The sequence below is a fragment of the Streptomyces sp. NPDC048603 genome (genome assembly GCF_043199475.1).
In the GTDB taxonomy this organism is placed as follows: domain Bacteria; phylum Actinomycetota; class Actinomycetes; order Streptomycetales; family Streptomycetaceae; genus Streptomyces.
Map to the genome: position 1 here is coordinate 1 of NZ_JBICVY010000001.1, position 16523 is coordinate 16523.

Here is a 16523-nt window from a genome sequence, read left to right on the forward strand (position 1 = left end):
CTGCGCGCTGAGGAGTGGGAGCGCCGCGCGTTGCGCGGCGCAGGGAGCCGATCCGCGTTGCGGATCGGGGCGCGGCCCTGCCGCGCTGGGCCCGCGTTGCGGGCCCGGGGGCCGGCGGCAGGCCGCCGGGGCCGATCCGCGTTGCGGATCGGGGCGCGGCAAGCCGCGCCGGCGGTCTCCGCTTCGCTGCAACCGCCAGAAGGCAGGCCCGCGTTGCGGGCCTGGAAAAAGCGGCCGGCAGCAGGGGTGGTGGTTGCTTCGCCTTGTGTGCTGGGCGAGGGTGGTGTCATGGCTGATGTGATTGGACCTCGGGTTCATATGCAGTTCACCGACTTCCTGCCAGATCCGCATGATGCGGACGTGATGCGCAGAGCCATCGAGGTCGAGGCGGACGTGATGACCTTTGAAGACGGCATGGTCACTCTCTGGCTGCAGGGCACCGAGGTGGCTGCGTTCCCCCTGCACTTGCTGAAAGCAGCAAGACTCCATCCTGCTACGGCTGCTCCCCCGCCAGATTCCCGCGCCTACACCGTCTCAGGGATTCGTAAACAGCACGGCAACGCCTACCAGCGCTGGTCCGAGGAAGACGACCAACGTCTCCTGCAACTCCACGCTTCCGGCCACGACATCGACATCCTCGCCGAAAACTTCTCCCGCCAGCCCAGCGCCATCCACGCCCGCCTGGAAAAACTCGGCGCACACCAGCCGGGCAGCCCGCAGCAGCCGGCCACGCCACCCTTCTGACACTTTGAAACCCGTGTCTCCTCCTGCGGCACGGGTGCCGCTTCACGGGCTCGGACCGTGTGCAGGGGGGAGGGGTCGGCGGGTTTGTGAAGGCATCGCCCGTATGCGAGGCGTGCGGCTGACACCCATCTCGTGTCCGGCGCTCGCGCGGTACAGTCATAAGTGCATCATCGCGTTGTGATGTGCTGTGTGAGATCCCGAGAATATTGCCATCCCCGCCCGGCGGGTCATCTTCAGCGGAGCGGATGAATGAAGAAGACCGGTGAAATCACGCTCCGGCCGCATCAGGAAGAAGCCGTGGAGGCCATCGTCCGGGGCCTGGATATTCCGCCGGGGAAGCGGATCCCGGAGGCCGGGCTGCGGGCCACGGTGGTGGCCGCGTGCGGTACCGGGAAGACGTTCATGGCTGCCGCGGCAGCGCTCCGGCTGGCCCGCGGCGGCCGGGTCCTGGTCCTGCTGCCGACCCTGGACCTCCTCACGCAGACCGTGCGCGAGTGGCAAGCTGCCGGCCATACCGGACCCGCCGTCGCCGTCTGCTCGCTCGAGGACAACTCCCAGTTGTGGCAGTCCGGCATCCGCTCGACCACCTCGGCGCCTCAGCTCGGCCTGTGGCACGGCCGCGGCCCCGTCACCGTCTACGCCACCTACGCCTCCCTCCCCGTCATCGCCGAAGCACACCGCGGCGAGTACGGCCTGCCCATGGACGTCTTCGACCTGGTCGTCGTCGACGAGGCGCACCGCACATCGGGGTCTGCGGGGAAGGCGTGGGCGGACGTCCACGACCAGGACGTCATCCCCGCCATGCGCCGCCTCTACCTGACTGCCACCCCACGGGTCTGGGTCGAGCGGCCCCCGCGCAGCCGGCGTGAGGAAGAGCTGTACGAGGCCCAGGCGGCGGTGGTGGACGAGGAGACGCCGGGCCGGACACGGCGGGCCTGGGACCGGCTCCCGAAAGAACTGGCCTGTTCCATGGACGACGAGTCGGTGTTCGGGCCGATCGTCTACGAACTCTCCCTCGCCGACGCGATCGCACGGGGGCTCCTGGCCAAGTACCAGGTCGTCGTGGCCGAACTCGTCGACCCCGTCGTCACGCCGGACCGGCTCTACGGCGAGGAACGGTACGAAGAGCAGCTTCGCGGCCAGCGGCTCGCCGCCATGCAGACCACCCTGCTGGAGACCATGGCCACCCACGGGCTGAAGACCGCCATCACCTTCCACCACCGCACAGTGGAGGCGCAGGCCTTCGCCGAAGGACTCCCCCGCGTCGCCCGCCGGCTCCACACCGTCGACCCCGCCCGGCACCCGGAGAAGGTGTGGACAGGATGGTTGCGCGGGGAGCACGAGGCCGGGCACCGGGCTGCTGTCCTTGCCGACTTCGGCCGCCGAGCAGGGCGCGCCGTACTGGCAAACTGCAAGGTCCTCTCGGAAGGCGTCGACATCCAAACCGTGGACTCAGTGGCCCTCATCGACCCCAGGGGTTCAGCCGTCGACATCGTCCAGGCCATCGGCCGCGCCCTCCGCCAGAAACCCGGAGAAGGGAAGGTGGCCACCCTGATCGTTCCCGTGTTTCTGCGGGAAGATGAGAATCCCGAGGACATTCTCTCCTCGGAATCGTACGGGCCTCTCATTCGGGTGCTGAACGGGCTTCGGGCCCATGATCAACGGGCTGTGGAAATGCTCGCAATTCCACAAGAGGCCCAGAGGCGCACTGTGGAGCCGTCGCCGCTGATCGGTGAAGCGCCCGCCGAGGGCGAGGACGAGGCGCGGCTGCTGCTCCGGTTCGCCGTGCCCCGCGACCCCGCACTGATCGCGAAATGGATCAGTTACCAGATCTTCAACACCGAACGCGCCGACTGGCGCCGCGGCCTGGAATCCGCCATCCGGTACCGGGAGCGGGAGGGCGGACTTGAGGTCCCCTACGATCACACCGAAGGGGCGTACCCGCTCGGGCGCTGGCTCTCCGACCAGCGCTGTGCGTTCCGGGCTGGGACCATGACCGGCCAGCGGGCCGCCGAGCTCGAGGCGCTCGGGATCGTCTGGGACACCTCAGACGCCGCCTTCGAGACCAGCCTCGGCGCCGCCAGGGCCTACTACGAGCTCCACGGCACCCTGGCCGCCGCCCGGGGCGCGGCGATCCTCGGTATCCAGATCGGCCAGTGGCTCACCAACATGCGTCGGCCCGGCGGGCTGGGGAAGGACCCCGTCCGCGCGGAGCGGCGGGCCGCTGCCCTGGCCGCCATCGACCCGGACTGGAACCCCGCAACGCTCGGGTGGAGGGTGGACTGGCAACGCCACTACGCCTACCTCGCCCAGCTCCTGGCCGACGGCGCCCTGCCCTCGGCCATCATCCCCGGCGTCACCCGCCACGGCGAGGACATCGGCCGCTGGCTCGCCGCCCAACAACGCGACTACCACCGGCTCAACCAGGAGCAGCAGCGCCGCCTCGCCGCTCTCGGTGTCAGCGCAGCGCCCGTACGCCCCCGTGCCGCCGCGGCGGAGGCCGGCCCTGCATCCGCGGCCGGGCGGGGCGCGGCAGCCTTCCGGAGGGGCCTGGCTGCCCTGGCGCAGTACGTCGCGCGGGAGGGCGGCGGCGCTCCTGGGCGGGCGCACGTCGAACGCCTCCCGGATGGGGCCGTGCATCGGACCGGGGTGTGGATCGCCAACCAGAAACAGCGCCGCGACCGGCTCGACGACGCGCAGCTGCGTGCGCTCGTCGGCCTCGGCGTGGACTGGGCACAGCAGGCGGGCGGGAAGGCCGTTCCGTAGGGGAACCGGATCGGTGAAAGGCATGCTCCCGCGTGTCTGGCCGGCAGCAGAGATCAGGCCGGGCGAGTCTGTCCGGTGTATGGCCTTGGGGGGGTCTGTCCCTTCAGTACGGCTGTCAGATACGGCACGGAAACGGGAGCACACCCGATCAGCACCACAGCGCCGCGATCACGGCACTCGACCACCTCCCAACCGCTCTGGACCAGGGGGGATCCGCGCGTCTTCTTGGACGCACCCGGACCACTTCCAACCGGTCCACCGGAATCGGGCTCCGGTGAAGATCCGCGGAATCCGTCGGCGTGACATGAAGAGCGCGACGCGAGGCCCAGAGAAAGACCAGCGATGTACCCCGGCAGTACGGACGGTCGCCGAGGACGCAGGCGGCGAAACGCACCTCCGCCCCCGCCGCGAAGCGCCGTGCTTGCCTCTTGGTCCTCCAGCGTTCATGACCCCACGTCAGCAGAGTCCCGACACCCAACTCCAGCAGCACACCCGGCACAGCTGGCCCCTCTCAGCGTGGTTTCCTCACCCGCAATCGAAACAGGCACAGCGCAGCCCCGCCCTCCTCCCCGAGGAGGAATGCGGAACCGGCCACAGGAACCGGCAGCGGCGGGCTCACAGCGGTTCGCCTCTACCGCAAGCCGGACGCCCTGTGGCCGAAGACCGGCATGCTCGCCGACCGGCGCCGCGGTGCATGAGAAACCCGGTGTGACGGCTGGTCGGCAAGCGGAGGACCACAGTGATCGGGGCAGAACTGGAGCGGCTGGTGTTCACCCGGGCAGTGCCGGACACCAACGAGCGACAGCTCCGTGCCCTGCTCAGGTGGGCGAAGCGCTCCAAGCAGACGGTGGCACAGGAGCTGGGGGTGTCCCGGCGGACAGTCCAGCGGTGGACGGCACGCAAGGCGTCGGCACGGGCCAGGCCCAGTGCCCGCCACATGGAACTGATCCAGGCGCGGGTCCGGACAAGGCGGCAGCCGGCTCGGCCGGCGCGTCGGCGTCCTCGTCCGTGGACCAGGCGGACAACTCGTCTTGCCCTTCCGCGTCCTTGGCCAGGGCCAGTCACGGGTCACCAAGCCGACCGCTGCGTGCCGCCCCCGCCCGCGGCCACCGGCAGCGAGCCCACGGGCATTTCCGTGGGCACTTCGATCTTGTCGATGGTCAGCAGCCAGGCCACCACCGCGGACCGGTCGAACTCCGGATGCACGTCCGTGCCACAGTGGTTCTGTTCACGAGTTCCGACGGCAGATGTGCACGACTTTGGGAGGCGCCCGGCCCGGGGCGTGGTCGATGTTCACGAGAGCGGGAGGCACTTCGTGGACCCTCCTGTCAGCCGAGTGGAGGCAGGCGTCGGCTGGGCCGCGCGCCGACGTCAGCGCGCCCCGTAGGGTGGTCTGATGTTCGATCACTTGGAGATCAAGGTGTTGCCGCCGGGACGGTTCCCTGCCCAGGTGCGGTTCTGGGTCAACGGCGAGGACGTGGTCGAAGTGGCGGTCGGTGACGGCGGCCGCGGACCGTACGCGGCTGATGCGCTGCCGGCCGACCTCCCCAGCCCTCTCCGGGCGACCGGTGAGGCACGCCGCCTGGAGCTGGGGGAACCCGACTGTACCGGTGACTGCTGCGGCTTCCTGGCCGTCGTCGTGCAGCGGTTCGGTGAGATCGTGCAGTGGTCGGACTGGGAGGTTCCGTGGGCGGTGCACAGTCCCATGCCCTACCCGCCGCCGGAGCTCCACTTCGATGCGAGTCAGTACGACGCCGAAGTGGCTCGCGCTGAGGCGGACCGCTGGTGGCAGGTGTACTCGTAGCCCAGCACGGCGCGCCGCCGACCGGCCGCGGGCTTGTACCAGCCCCACGTCCTTGCCGGCGGGGAACGCTCTGGAGAGCCCAGGTGCTGTCGAAACTCGTGAACATTTCGGCCGGGCTGCGACCGTTAACCGCCTCCTGAACTGACGTAGAAGTGCTGCCCGTTGTCGTGAACAGAGCCACACCAGCCTGCGCGGGGAAGTCGGCATGCCGGTGCCGCCCGTGCACCACTGCGGCCCGGCCCACCCGGCCCACCCGGCTCATCTGTGCCACTTCCGCGAGCAGCACCCGGTCCTGGCCCGGGATGACCGGGTCGAGGGCGGCGAGCGGGGAGCGGCGGCCGGCCGGGGCGGTGCGCACCGCCCGCCAGTCGATCCAGGGCGGCAGGAGGGGGAGCAGCGCGATGTCGAGGGCGGAGCAGAGGGGGACGACTGTGAGGGCGCCGTGGTGCTTGTAGTCGATGGTCACCGTGGTTGTTGGGGAGACGAGACCGAGCCTGACCACCTGGTCCCAGTCGGTCCTTCGGACACCGAAGCGCGGGGCGGCCTGGTCCGGGCCCAGGGGGACGTGCCGGTCGAGGAGGGCGGGCAGGGCCCGGCGGCGGGCCAGGGTGGCCACCTGGTCCGGGTGGACGTCAGGGAACGGACGGTCCCGCCTCGCACCCTGGTGGGACGGGGCAGGCGGGGCCGGTCCGTTCACACATCGCGGTGTCGGCCTGCCGCCGCCCCGGTCGCCAGCGCGGCTCCCGCGTGCCCGGCCATCGCAAGCAGAGCCGGTCCTGTGGGCAGTGCGGCCAGGTTGGGGAGCATGTACGCCGCCATGTCCCAGGGCAGGAACGCCGCGAGCGCCGGCAGTACGAAGATCAGTGCCGTCAAGGCCGTGAACGTCCCCGCCGTGGACCGGATCAGGGCCCCCACCCCCAATCCCACCAGGGCGGAGGCGGTCAGGTTCAGCCCCTGCAGGACGGCCTCGGCCAGGCCGGTGGTGGCGGCGATGGGAGCGGGCCGGTCCCCGGTGAGAAGGTGGCCGGCCGCCATGGAGGCGAGGGCGACGAGCTGCCCGGCCGCCAGACCCAGGGCGGTGACGACCACCGCCTTGGCCGCGAACAGCCGGCGCCTGTCCGGGACAGCCACCGAGCTCGTGTGGATCATCCCGGTCGCGTGTTCCGAGGTGACCGCGAGGGCACCCAGCGCCGCCAGGCAGAACTGCGCGAACGGCATGACCAGGACGCCCGGGTCGGGACTGGCGAACACCGCCCGCGCCTCGGCGGTGGAGCCGTCCCAGTCGGCGATCATCGCGGCGGAGATACCGGCTGCCGGAAACAGGATCCCGGCACTGGCGCCGAGCAGGGTGTAGGTGGAGCGGACGGTGCGCAGCTTCAGCCACTCGGATGCGACGACGCTGCTGAGAGACATGGTCTTGATCGGTGCTCCACGCCGGTCTCGGTGAGGCGGACGTAGGCGTCTTCCAGAGAGCCGTAACGCCGGGTCAGTTCGGCTACCGGTGCGGTGTCGATCAGCCTGCCGTGACCGATCACCACGACGTGGTCGGCGGTGAGGGCCATCTCGGTGATCAGGTGGCTGGACATCAGCACGGTCCGCCCCTCGGCGGCGAGCGAGCGCATGAGGCCGCGGATCCATCGGATGCCGTCCGGGTCCAGGCCGTTGACGGGCTCGTCGAAGACGAGGGTCCCCGGGTCGCCGAGCAAGGCGGCGGCCACGCCGAGGCGCTGCTTCATTCCGAGCGAGAAGCCCTTGACCCGTTTGCGGCCGACGCCTCCCAGGCCGACCTGCTCCAGTACTTCCGGGACCCGTGAGGGTGCGATCGCGTTGCTCCGCGCCAGGCAGCGCAGGTGGTCTGCGGCCCGCCGTCCGCCGTGGACGGCTCCGGCGTCGAGCAGGGCCCCCACCTCTCGCATCGGGGAGGCCGAGGTGACGAAGGGGCGCCCGTTGACCAGGGCCTGGCCCGAGGTGGGGGCGTCGAGGCCGAGGACCGCCCGCATGGTGGTGGATTTGCCGGAGCCGTTGGGGCCCAGGAAACCTGTCACCCGGCCCGGCTCCACCTCGAAGGACAGTCGGTCGACAGCGAGCGTGTCGCCGTATCTTTTGGTCAGTGCGTGGACGGAGATCATGGGCTGAAGCCTGCGGCCGGGGCGGCGGGTGATACATCGGAGCACGGTCGGGTCTTCGGCATCGGACCCTGGTCCGATCCGCGGTTCCGGCCGGTGGGCTACCGTCGGTGGGATGATCCTCAGCCGACAGCGCTTGATCGTGGTCGACGCGGTGATCGCTCCTGCTCTGGTCTTCGCCGCCTACCTGGCGGTCCGGGAGCCGCCCGCGCCGGAACCGGTCTGGGCGTCCTGGGCGTTGGCGGCGGCATTGGGCGGGCCGGTCGCCGTACGGCGGGTGTGTCCGATGCCCGCCTGCGCGGTGGTGCTCGCCGCGGTCGTCGTCGCCTTCGCCGCCGGGACGATCCCGGACTTCGCGAGCCCGGCGCCGTACGCGTGCCTGGCACCCGTCCTCTATACAGCGGCGCTCGGCGGGCGGTGGGAGCCCTTGGCGGCTTCGCTGGTCACGGGACTGTTCCTCGCCCGAGACGTGGGCCCGTGGCCCTTGGTGCTGCTCGCGCTCGCCGCGCCGTGGGGCCTGGGCCACTACGTCCGCGAGCGGCGGGCGTTCGCCGAGCGGACGGCGCTCGAGCTGGCCGAGCGCGCGGTGTCCGGGGAACGGCTGCGCATCGCCCGGGAGATGCATGACATCGTGGCGCACAGCCTGTCGGTCATCACGGTGAAGGCCGCGATCGCCGCGCACGTGGCCGATGTGCGCCCACACGAGACCCGGGAGGCGCTGCGGCACATCGAGGAGACGGGCCGCCGGGCCCTGGCCGAGATGCGCAGCACCCTGGCCGTGCTGCGGACCCCCGAAGGCCGTGCGGACCCAGAGGTGGGTCCCGCCCCGGGCCTGTCCGATCTGGCCGCGGTCGCCGAACGCGCCGCCCGGGCCGGGGTCAAGGTCACCCTGGACCTCGCCGAACTGCCGCCGCTGCCCCCCGGGCTGGAGCTGACGGCGTACCGGATCGTCCAGGAGGCGGTCACCAATGTGATCAAGCACGCGGCCCCGACCACCTGCCGGGTCACGGTGACGCCCGATCTGCACATCACGGTCGTCAACGAGGGTGACGTGCTGGCCGGTCACACGCCGGGCCACGGGCTCACCGGAATCCGCCAGAGGGTGGCCATGTACCGGGGCGAGTTCACCGCCGGTCCCCGGCCCGGGGGAGGCTTCCGGGTCGCGGCCCGGCTGCCGTTGGAGGCGGGCGCATGACGCGGGTGCTGATCGTCGACGACCAGGCGCTGCTGCGCGGGAGCTTCCGGGTGCTGCTGGAGACGGCGCCTGGGTTGAGCGTGAGCGGTGAGGCGTCGAACGGGGTCGAGGCGGTGGAGCTGGCTGCCTCGGGTCGTCCCGACGTGGTCCTCATGGACGTCCGGATGCCGGAGATGGACGGCATCGAGGCGACCCGCTGGATCATCGCGGCCCGGCCGGAGGTCCGGGTGCTGATCCTGACCACCTTCGATCTGGACGAGTACGTGTACGCGGCGCTGCGCGCCGGGGCCAGCGGCTTCCTGCTGAAAGACACTCCGCCGGCCGCGCTGCTGGACGCGATCCATGTGGTGGCCTCGGGCGAGGCGCTGCTGGCCCCGTCGGTGACCCGGCGGCTGGTGTCCGAGTTCGCGCGGCGCCCGCCCGGCGCGGCGGTGGTGGAGGGCCTGGGCGAGCTGACCGGGCGGGAGCGCGAGGTGCTGCTGCTGATCGCGCAGGGCCTGTCGAACACCGAGCTTGCTGAACACCTGACACTGAGCCGTGGGACGGTGAAGACCCACATCGGCCGGCTGCTGGCCAAACTCGGAGCACGGGACCGGGCGCAGTTGGTCATCGCCGCCTACGAGACGGGCCTGGTCACCCCGCACTCGGCCGCCCCCGGCCTCTGAGGAGAAGACCGGGGTGCCCGGGACCGGCCGCGGCGAGGTACTCGCCGACCTTCCGGGACACCCCCGGGGCGCAGCGGTACCGTCCGGCCGACCGCGCGCAGCCGGCCCGCCGTGTCGTGGCGGCCGAGGACGAGAAGACCGGGGCAGGTGAAGTGCCCGTGACGGCGCCGATAATCGCTTCGATAGTGTCCCTGCGGCGGATCTTGGTCCAGCCGCGGTAGCCGGTCAGGTACCGGGTGTTCATGCCTTTGAGCACGATGCCAGCCTGCATCCGGTGACGTGTCTGCCACAGTCCCCGCGGGCTGATCTGACGGGACTGGCCTCTGCGAGGTTCGGGTGTGAAGCCTGCGGACCTGAGCTCAGCGACAGCGGAGCCAGCCGTCTGTCCTCTCACGTCGGGCACCGTGACAACCGCCGTGCCGGTCGAACCCTCCAGGTCCGACTCTCCAGCCCGGGCGGATGCGCTGGGCGTGGCTGAGGCCGGCCGAGATGTCGAAGACGGTCGTTTGCCGACACTCGCAGCCGTGGACCCCACCACCGCTACACTCACGCAATGCAACGATAATGACAGAGTGCTGCTTGTCGTTTGACGGCGGCTCGGGGATACAGGGCCCTCCTCAACCGCCACCGGCTGCGACGTTCCTGCGCCGCAGCCAGTGCCACCACCGGCTCTGTGGCCGTTGGGTGGACATGGCTAGCGCTGTCTCCAGCGCGTTGCGGGTGCTCAAGGTATGTGTGTGCTCATCGCCCAGGATGCGGACGCGGTCATCGAGGGTTCGGCGCAGCAGGTCTATCGCTTCGGCATGCTCACCTGCACTGGTCAAAGCGAGAGCGAGGTTGTGGCGACTGGCAAGGGTATCTGGGTGCTCGGGGCTCAGGATGCGGGTGCGGCCCTCCAGGGTCTGCCGGTGCATGCGCACTGCTTGTGCGTGCTCGCCCATCCCATCCAGCGCGAGACCGAGGCTGTCCCGGCTGGCCAGCGTGTGCGGGTGCCCGTCGCCCAGAATGCGGGCGTGGTCGTTGAGTGCCTGCCGTAGCAGCTGTATCGCTTCCGTCTGCTCACCCGCCCTGGTCAGGGCGCTGGCGAGGTTGTGGCGGCTGAGCAGGGTGAGGTGGTGCTCGGGGCCCAGGACACGGATGCGGTCCTCCAGGGTGCTCCGGTGGATGCGCACTGCTTGTGCGTGCTCGCCCATCCCATCCAGCGCGAGACCGAGGCTGTCCCGGCTGGCCAGGGTATGCGGATGCCCGTCGCCCAGGACACGGGTACGGTCGTTGAGGGTCTGCCGCAGCAGACCCACTGCCTCGGCATGCTCACCCGTTCCGTCCAAAGCGCATGCGAGGTCATTGCGGCTGGTCAAGGTATCGGGGTGCACGGGGCCCAGGATGCGGGCGCGGTCTTCCAGGGTCTGCCGGAGCAGACGTATTGCCTCGGCCGGCTCTCCCATTCCGAACAAGGCATTGCCCAGGTTGTTGCGGCTGGTCAAGGTATCGGGGTGCTCGGGGCCCAGCATGCGGGTCTCGACCTCGAGGACCCGTTCATGCAGCAGGCGCGCCGCTCCGAAAGCGCCGGCGTTCTGCAGCACCTGTGCCAGGGTGTTGAGAGTGGTGCGGTGGTGCGTGGCGGTGCGCGGGTCCGCGTAGTCGAGCAGCAGCGGCAGGTGGGGGGCGAGGAGCACGGCTGCAGGCCAACCAGCGCGCCCGCGCTGGTTGGCCTCGTGCACAGCCGTGGTCAGCCGCTCGGCGAGAGCCCGGTGCCACACGGCGAGATCGGAGGTCTCGGCCGTGAGGGCGACAGCGTTGATCTCTCGAATCAGGGGATGCAGCACCACCTGCGCCCCCTCACTGCTGCCCGACGCCGGGCCGGTGCTGCCGGGAGAGTGGGGCAGGCCGAGGAGACCGTAGCGGTGCAGCCCGGCGAACGCGGCCTCCAGGGCCACCGCGGTGACCTCGTGTCCGGTGACGTCGGATAGCAGGTCCGGGGTGATCAGGGACAGTGGGACGGGGGCTTGAGCCAGCAGGGCCAGCAGTCGCAACAAGGGGCGGGCCAAAGCGTTGCCCTCCCCGGCGAGCTGGTCCAAGGACACCTCCCAGGTGTGCCGCACCACGGCGCGGGCGACGTGCGGATGGGAGGCGTTCGGGTGCGCCGCTCCCAACAGGAACTGCAGTTCCTGTTCCAGGGCCTGGCGGTAGGCGGCAAAGGTGCGGTAGCGGCTGGTGGGTCCGGCCAGATAGGTGCCGGCCGCGTGCAACGCCAGTGGCAGCCCGCCCAGTCGCGCCGCCAGCTCCCGGGCCTGCTCGGCGGTGCCGGCCGCGGGAGCAGCGTCCAGCAGGACCTGCCCCGCAGGTCGCACCGGCAGCGGCTCCAGTGGCAGCAGCTGTGCGCACGGACCCCAGGTCTGCTCGCTGCCGTCCCGGCTGGTCACCACCAGCAGGCCCCGGCCGTGAGGACGGATCCAGCCGCGATAGTCGGCCACCGGCTCCCCTGCCGGGCCGATCTCGTGCGGCTCGTCGGCGTTGTCCACCACCAGCAGCCACCGCCGCACCTGGCCCAACTGTCGCCAGACCACATCCGGCAGGCTCGCCTGCCCCGCTCGCGCGGCCTCCAGCTCTGTCTCTGGCAGGCCGCAGGCCAGCGCCGCCTGCACCATCTGCTGCGCCAGCTCGGCACCGTCGCGCCAGCGCACCCAGAACACTCGCCAGCCCGCCGCCTCGGCCTGGGTGGCCAGTTGCGCGGCCACCGTTGTCTTGCCCATCCCGCCGACCGCGCACAGCACCGCGAACCGGCCTTGTGGCCGCCGAAGCATGCCTGCCAGCACGGCGAGTTCTCCCTCACGCCCCCGCACGCGCTGAACATGCGGGGGGCGTAACGAAGCCTGCTGGCCTCGGGCCAGTCGGCTCACCGGTGCCGGCCGCGCCGGGGGCCTTGGTGCGGCATCCAGATGCCGGCCCCACAGCAACAGCCCGATGCTGACCACCACCAGCACGGCGAACACCGGCCAGATCACCCACGCCTGCGCCGCCCAGCCAGGCACCGCGTCACTGGCGTAGTTGGTCACCGGCCCCAGCACGGCCGCCACCAATGCGGCCCCTCCCGTTACCGCCGACCCGGCCCACGCACCCCGGCTACGCCCCACCGTCTGCCACCCCCGTCCACCGTCACCAGGATGTTCCCGCCTGGATCACGTCCATGGAAGGGTGCGGGTGGTCACGACGCGGACGGCGGTGTTGCTCCGGTTCAGCGACCGGATGCCAGCCCCGCTCACGGCCGCGAACGGGCGGAGTCGCGATGACCGCATTCCTCAGGACAGGTCCCCGGCGTGCTGCCTGTCGTTCCGGACCCCGCCACGCGCAGACGAGGAGCGGGCGGTGGAGCGGTTCGTCGTCCGCGTCGCCAGCGGCCGGAGCGTCAGCGTGCCGAGTCGTCGCTGACACCGCTGAGAAAGCCGGCTGGCATCGGGCCCGGTTCGCCCTGGCAGATGAACGCTCCCCAGTAGTAGGGATCGGGCCTGCGGGCGCGCATCCCCAGCCGGGCCGCGCGGAACGCGGCCCCTCGCGGCTCGCCCCGCTTCAGACGGCCGTAGAAATCCTCCATCAGCTCCTGCGTCTCCCGGTCGGGTACCTGCCACAGGCTCATCACCATGGTCCGTGCGCCGGCGATCCCCACCGAGCGGCGCAGACCGTACACGCCCTGCCCGACGGAGACCTGGCCGCGCCCCGTGTCGCAAGCCGACAGGACCACGAGCTCGGTGCCCGACAGGTCCATGGTGGCGAGGTCGGCCGCGGTCAGCAGCCCGTCCTCCGCCAGTTCGGGCAGGTGGCCACTGCGCAGCCAGGTATTGGCGCCGGCGAGGGCGAGCCCGGAGTTGAGCAGAGGAGCCGGGAACGCTCCGAGCGCGCGCCCGTCACCCTGCCGGACGCGGCCCTCCGGCAGCCGGTCGTCGTCCAGGAAATAGCCGTGCGAGGCGATGTGGAGGACGACCGGGGAGCGCTGCTGCTTGAGCTGCCCCTCCATGGCGTCGGCACCGAGCCACGCCTCCACGCCGAGCAGGGCAGCCACCTGCCGGCCTTCGTCGTGCGTTCCGGGCAGCCGGGCGAAGCTGAGGCCGGCGGCACGTCGCGGGTCCGTGTCGTCTTCCGGAGGATGCCGGTCGGTGGTCGCACCGAGGGCGAGGTCGTAGTCGGGGTCGGCGATGACGACCGGGGGGCCGGCCGGCTCGGGCGCGCTCCGTTGGGCGGGTATCAGGTCGCGGCCGGTCGTCAGGTAGGCGATTTCCCGGGCGTCGATGACGAGGCGGCCGTCATCGAGAGGCAGGACCTCGAAGGGCAGGGTGTACAACTCGCCGTCGGGAGCGACGTACCACTGCGTGAGGTCGTCGATCCCCAGCGGGTCCAGCAGGGCCTTGCGCAGGTCGGCGGCGGCCTTGTCGGCCGCCCTCACTGCCTCCTCGTCCGGAGGGGTCTTTTCGGGGTCGATGTCGCGGGCCCGTCCGCCGCGGGTGATGGCGCGGCGCAGCACTGCGATGTCCTCGTCGACGGTGTCGGCCGGACCCAGGTCCATCAGGCGGACGTCCTCATCGTGATCGGGCGTGACGACGAACGCGTAGTACCTGGCGGGTCCCCACCGCGATCCGCCTTCGGCCTCCACGGCCGTCCCGTCGAGGGTCGGGACACGTAGGAACTCGACGAGCGCCGCCCCTTCCGGGAGACAGGAACGGACGGCCTCCAGGGTGACCCGCGACAGCACCTCTGCCAGCCATCCGTCGCCGGGGAACAGGGTGCGGACCTCGGATTCGAGCTGGTCGCGGATCCCCATGAGGGACCCTGCCCGGGCCACGTACGCGATGATCCGTTCCTTCCACTCCTCCTGGCTCAGGTCACCCTGCTCTGGCCGCCCCTCCATCATGTGCGCGTGCAGTTCCCGATGAGCCTGCTGAAGTCTCGGGTACATCCCGTACCGCATGTTCCGCGCGTAGGCGTCGGTCACTTGCTCGATTCGGGCCGGCTCGGGCATCCCGCCGCTCTCGATGGTCTGCGTGAGCGCGTCGAGTGTGCTCCGCACGTCATCGCCGTCGTGCTGTCCGCTGTGGATCTCCTCGCGCCTGCGGACGAAATCGGCCTCGGCGACGATGCCCTTGCGCCGCCAGACGACTTCCAGCAACTGGGACAGCAGGGCGGGCGACTGAAGCCCGGGCTTGCCGAGGATGTTGAGCAGCGCAGCGGGCTGGTGGACCACGATGGCCTGGACTCCCGCCACCTTGGACCTCTCCTGCAGGAGGCCGTCCTGGTGCCGTTCCGCCGTCAGCAGGACCTCGATCGCGTCGCGTTCGCGTCCCGTCGCCACGAGAGCCGAAGCGAGCCCCTCTAGCAGCTCGACGTACGCGGTCTGCCTGCGTTCCGGGCCGGTGTCCTCTCCCATTAGCTCGAGCGCGCGGCGGAAGAGGCGCTCCGCTCCGTCCCACTGGCCCTTCGCGAGCAGGACCTTCGCGCGCATGCCGACGATGGCCGCGACGGCGGGAGCACTGTCGCCCAGCGCTTCCTCCGTCAAGCGCAGGCCGGTCTCCAGGAGCTCGTCGGCTTCGTCGTAGCGCCGCTGCTCGATGCGGTGGCTCGCCAGTGCGGTGCAGGCCTTCGCGTAGTGCTCGTTCTCGCGACCCGCGTGGTGTGCGATGAGGTCCATCGCCTGGCGCAGGCTGCGCTCCGCTTCGTCGTACCGCTCGTCGCCGGCGTCGATCGAGGCCACGACGATGAGCATCAGCGCGTGTTCGAGGGAGTCCTGCAGGCCGAGGGAGCAGTGTAGCTCGATCGCGTCCTGGGCGTAGCGGCGGGCGAGGTGGGTGCTCCCGGTGTCGAGGAGGAGCTTGGCGTAGTTGAGCTTGGTGATCGCCAGATCTGCACCCGACTGGCGGCCCACGAGGTACTGGTACGCGCGCAGCGCCTCCCCGAGCCGGCCGGCGAGCTTGTCGGAGACCGCCAGTTTGGCGGCGGTGTCGAGGGCGGCAGGGTCGTCGGGGCCCAGCCTGTGGTGGTCGATCACGAGGGCGAGGCGGTACTGTTCGGCGCTGTCGGAGTACCGGCCCATCCGGTGGTACAGAGCACCGAGCTGTTTAAGGCGCGCGCCGAACTCCTGCGAATCGGCGCCGTTCACGCGGCTGACGATCGCGGCGATCTCGGTCACCAGCGGCTCGGCCGCATCGAGCCTGCCCCTGCCCTGGAAGAACTCGACGAGGCCATCGACCATGGCGATGTACCGCGGGTCATCGGTTCCGAAGAGGCGGCGCCGCAGTTCCACGGCCTCGTGGTAACGCCGTTCGGCCTCTTCATCCTTGCCGAGCTGCGCGCACGCCAGGGCCAGATGGCCCAGACAGGTCGCGAACGAGGGGTGCTCGGCTCCTACCGCCTCGGCGAAGGCCGCCAGCGCCTGGCGGAACAGCCATTCGGCAAGTTCGTTCTTTTCCTGCCCCAGCTTGGCCTGGCCTAGGTTGTCGAGGACGATGGCGTACGGCTGGCCCGATGCCCCGTCGAACAGCAGAACCTGCTGCAGGGCGGAGGTCAGGAGCGGCTCGGCCCGCGCCCAGTCGCCTGTCGCCAGGTAGGCCGTGGCCAGGTCGTTCAGACTGCGGGCAGTTTCCGGGTGGTAATCGCCGTGGTGGCCGACGACGAGGGCCAGCACGAGGTCGGCGATGTGGATCGACTGCTGATCGCTGTCCGTGGACCGGAGGTGATGGAAGGTGTCCCGCAGGCGCTCGACCTCTTGGTCAACCTCGGATACCTCCCCGCTCCACTGGTCGACCCGGACCGTGTCCATCAACGCGATCTGGGTCTCCACGCACTGGACGTCCAGGTCGAGGCACTGGCGCAGGAGCCGGCGTCCGGCATCCAGGTCACCCGTGGTGATCAGGTGCGCTCCGGCGTAGCACAGCGCCTGACACCGCTGCAGGACACCATCCGCTTCGGCGATGATCTCTGCGGGGTCCCGTCGGCCCATGGTGACGTCCATGAGGGCGCACTGCCAGGGTTCGGTGGCGGCCTCGTACACGGCCTGCGTCAGCGCCTCACTGGGCGACATCCCCATCCGGTGCACGCTGATGAGGAGGATCTGCGCTGTCCCCAGGCCGGCGCCCTCCTCCAGGAGGCCCAACGCGCTCTTGGCCGCGGTGAGGTAGTCGCGTCGTACGAAGGCTTGCAGACACTGCTCGAACGATTCGTGGTCCACGTCGTCTCCG

The 16523-nt window shown here is 70.7% G+C and carries 11 protein-coding genes and 1 pseudogene; 6 read left to right on the top strand and 6 right to left on the bottom strand.

Annotation, left to right across the window (positions count from 1 at the left end):
• The first annotated feature begins 288 nt into the window (after positions 1-288).
• The 3 genes and pseudogenes from ACGFQ9_RS00005 to ACGFQ9_RS00015 form a co-directional block, all read left to right on the top strand.
• Positions 289-744, top strand: coding sequence for a hypothetical protein (locus ACGFQ9_RS00005; RefSeq protein ID WP_393569502.1), 456 nt, complete (start codon positions 289-291; stop codon positions 742-744).
• A gap of 249 nt (positions 745-993) precedes the next feature.
• Entirely contained in the window at positions 994-3510 is a 2517-nt protein-coding gene (locus ACGFQ9_RS00010; RefSeq protein ID WP_393569504.1) for a Helicase associated domain protein, read from the top strand.
• 781 nt (positions 3511-4291) lie between these two features.
• A pseudogene (locus ACGFQ9_RS00015) lies at positions 4292-4459 on the top strand (helix-turn-helix domain-containing protein); the annotation flags it as partial.
• Positions 4460-4578: 119 nt separating this feature from the next.
• Here ACGFQ9_RS00015 and ACGFQ9_RS00020 read toward each other — a convergent pair.
• Positions 4579-4716, bottom strand: a complete 138-nt coding sequence (locus ACGFQ9_RS00020) for a hypothetical protein (RefSeq protein ID WP_393570828.1) — start codon at positions 4714-4716, stop codon at positions 4579-4581.
• 190 nt (positions 4717-4906) lie between these two features.
• Here ACGFQ9_RS00020 and ACGFQ9_RS00025 point away from each other — a divergent pair, with 190 nt between their 5' ends.
• Positions 4907-5314 carry a hypothetical protein gene (locus tag ACGFQ9_RS00025; RefSeq protein ID WP_393569506.1) on the top strand — a complete coding sequence of 136 codons (408 nt, stop codon included), beginning with the start codon at positions 4907-4909 and terminating at the stop codon, positions 5312-5314.
• A gap of 693 nt (positions 5315-6007) precedes the next feature.
• Here ACGFQ9_RS00025 and ACGFQ9_RS00030 read toward each other — a convergent pair.
• A complete protein-coding gene (locus tag ACGFQ9_RS00030; protein WP_393569508.1) occupies positions 6008-6727 on the bottom strand; it encodes a hypothetical protein in 720 nt (239 codons plus the stop codon).
• Entirely contained in the window at positions 6691-7443 is a 753-nt protein-coding gene (locus ACGFQ9_RS00035; protein WP_393569509.1) for an ABC transporter ATP-binding protein, read from the bottom strand. Before ACGFQ9_RS00035 ends, ACGFQ9_RS00030 begins: the two co-directional genes overlap by 37 nt.
• A 112-nt stretch (positions 7444-7555) precedes the next feature.
• On the opposite strand from ACGFQ9_RS00035, the gene ACGFQ9_RS00040 reads away from it, so the two are divergent.
• Both ACGFQ9_RS00040 and ACGFQ9_RS00045 read left to right on the top strand, forming a co-directional pair.
• Positions 7556-8635, top strand: a complete 1080-nt coding sequence (locus ACGFQ9_RS00040; protein ID WP_393569511.1) for a sensor histidine kinase — start codon at positions 7556-7558, stop codon at positions 8633-8635.
• Positions 8632-9300: a response regulator gene (locus ACGFQ9_RS00045; RefSeq protein ID WP_393569513.1), complete on the top strand. Its 669-nt coding sequence runs from the start codon at positions 8632-8634 to the stop codon at positions 9298-9300. The genes ACGFQ9_RS00040 and ACGFQ9_RS00045 overlap by 4 nt, the downstream gene beginning before the upstream one ends.
• Here ACGFQ9_RS00045 and ACGFQ9_RS00050 read toward each other — a convergent pair.
• From ACGFQ9_RS00050 to ACGFQ9_RS00060, 3 genes are all read right to left on the bottom strand, one after another.
• A complete protein-coding gene (locus ACGFQ9_RS00050) occupies positions 9269-9928 on the bottom strand; it encodes a PASTA domain-containing protein (RefSeq protein ID WP_393569515.1) in 660 nt (219 codons plus the stop codon). The two genes, ACGFQ9_RS00045 and ACGFQ9_RS00050, sit on opposite strands and share 32 nt — an antisense overlap.
• On the bottom strand, positions 9918-12377 hold the full coding sequence (gene fxsT, locus ACGFQ9_RS00055; RefSeq protein ID WP_393569517.1) for an FxSxx-COOH system tetratricopeptide repeat protein: 2460 nt from the start codon (positions 12375-12377) through the stop codon (positions 9918-9920). Before fxsT ends, ACGFQ9_RS00050 begins: the two co-directional genes overlap by 11 nt.
• Positions 12378-12706: 329 nt before the next feature.
• Complete coding sequence (locus ACGFQ9_RS00060) at positions 12707-16513, bottom strand: CHAT domain-containing protein (protein ID WP_393569519.1); 3807 nt, start codon at positions 16511-16513, stop codon at positions 12707-12709.
• Between the last annotated feature and the right edge of the window lie 10 nt (positions 16514-16523).

Coding starts and splice junctions, on each gene's coding strand:
- ACGFQ9_RS00045 (WP_393569513.1), top strand. CDS start 8,632: ATGACGCGGGTGCTGATCGTCGACGACCAGGCGCTGCTGCGCGGGAGC.
- ACGFQ9_RS00025 (WP_393569506.1), top strand. CDS start 4,907: ATGTTCGATCACTTGGAGATCAAGGTGTTGCCGCCGGGACGGTTCCCT.
- ACGFQ9_RS00040 (WP_393569511.1), top strand. CDS start 7,556: ATGATCCTCAGCCGACAGCGCTTGATCGTGGTCGACGCGGTGATCGCT.
- ACGFQ9_RS00010 (WP_393569504.1), top strand. CDS start 994: ATGAAGAAGACCGGTGAAATCACGCTCCGGCCGCATCAGGAAGAAGCC.
- ACGFQ9_RS00005 (WP_393569502.1), top strand. CDS start 289: ATGGCTGATGTGATTGGACCTCGGGTTCATATGCAGTTCACCGACTTC.
- ACGFQ9_RS00030 (WP_393569508.1), bottom strand. CDS start 6,727: ATGTCTCTCAGCAGCGTCGTCGCATCCGAGTGGCTGAAGCTGCGCACC.
- ACGFQ9_RS00035 (WP_393569509.1), bottom strand. CDS start 7,443: ATGATCTCCGTCCACGCACTGACCAAAAGATACGGCGACACGCTCGCT.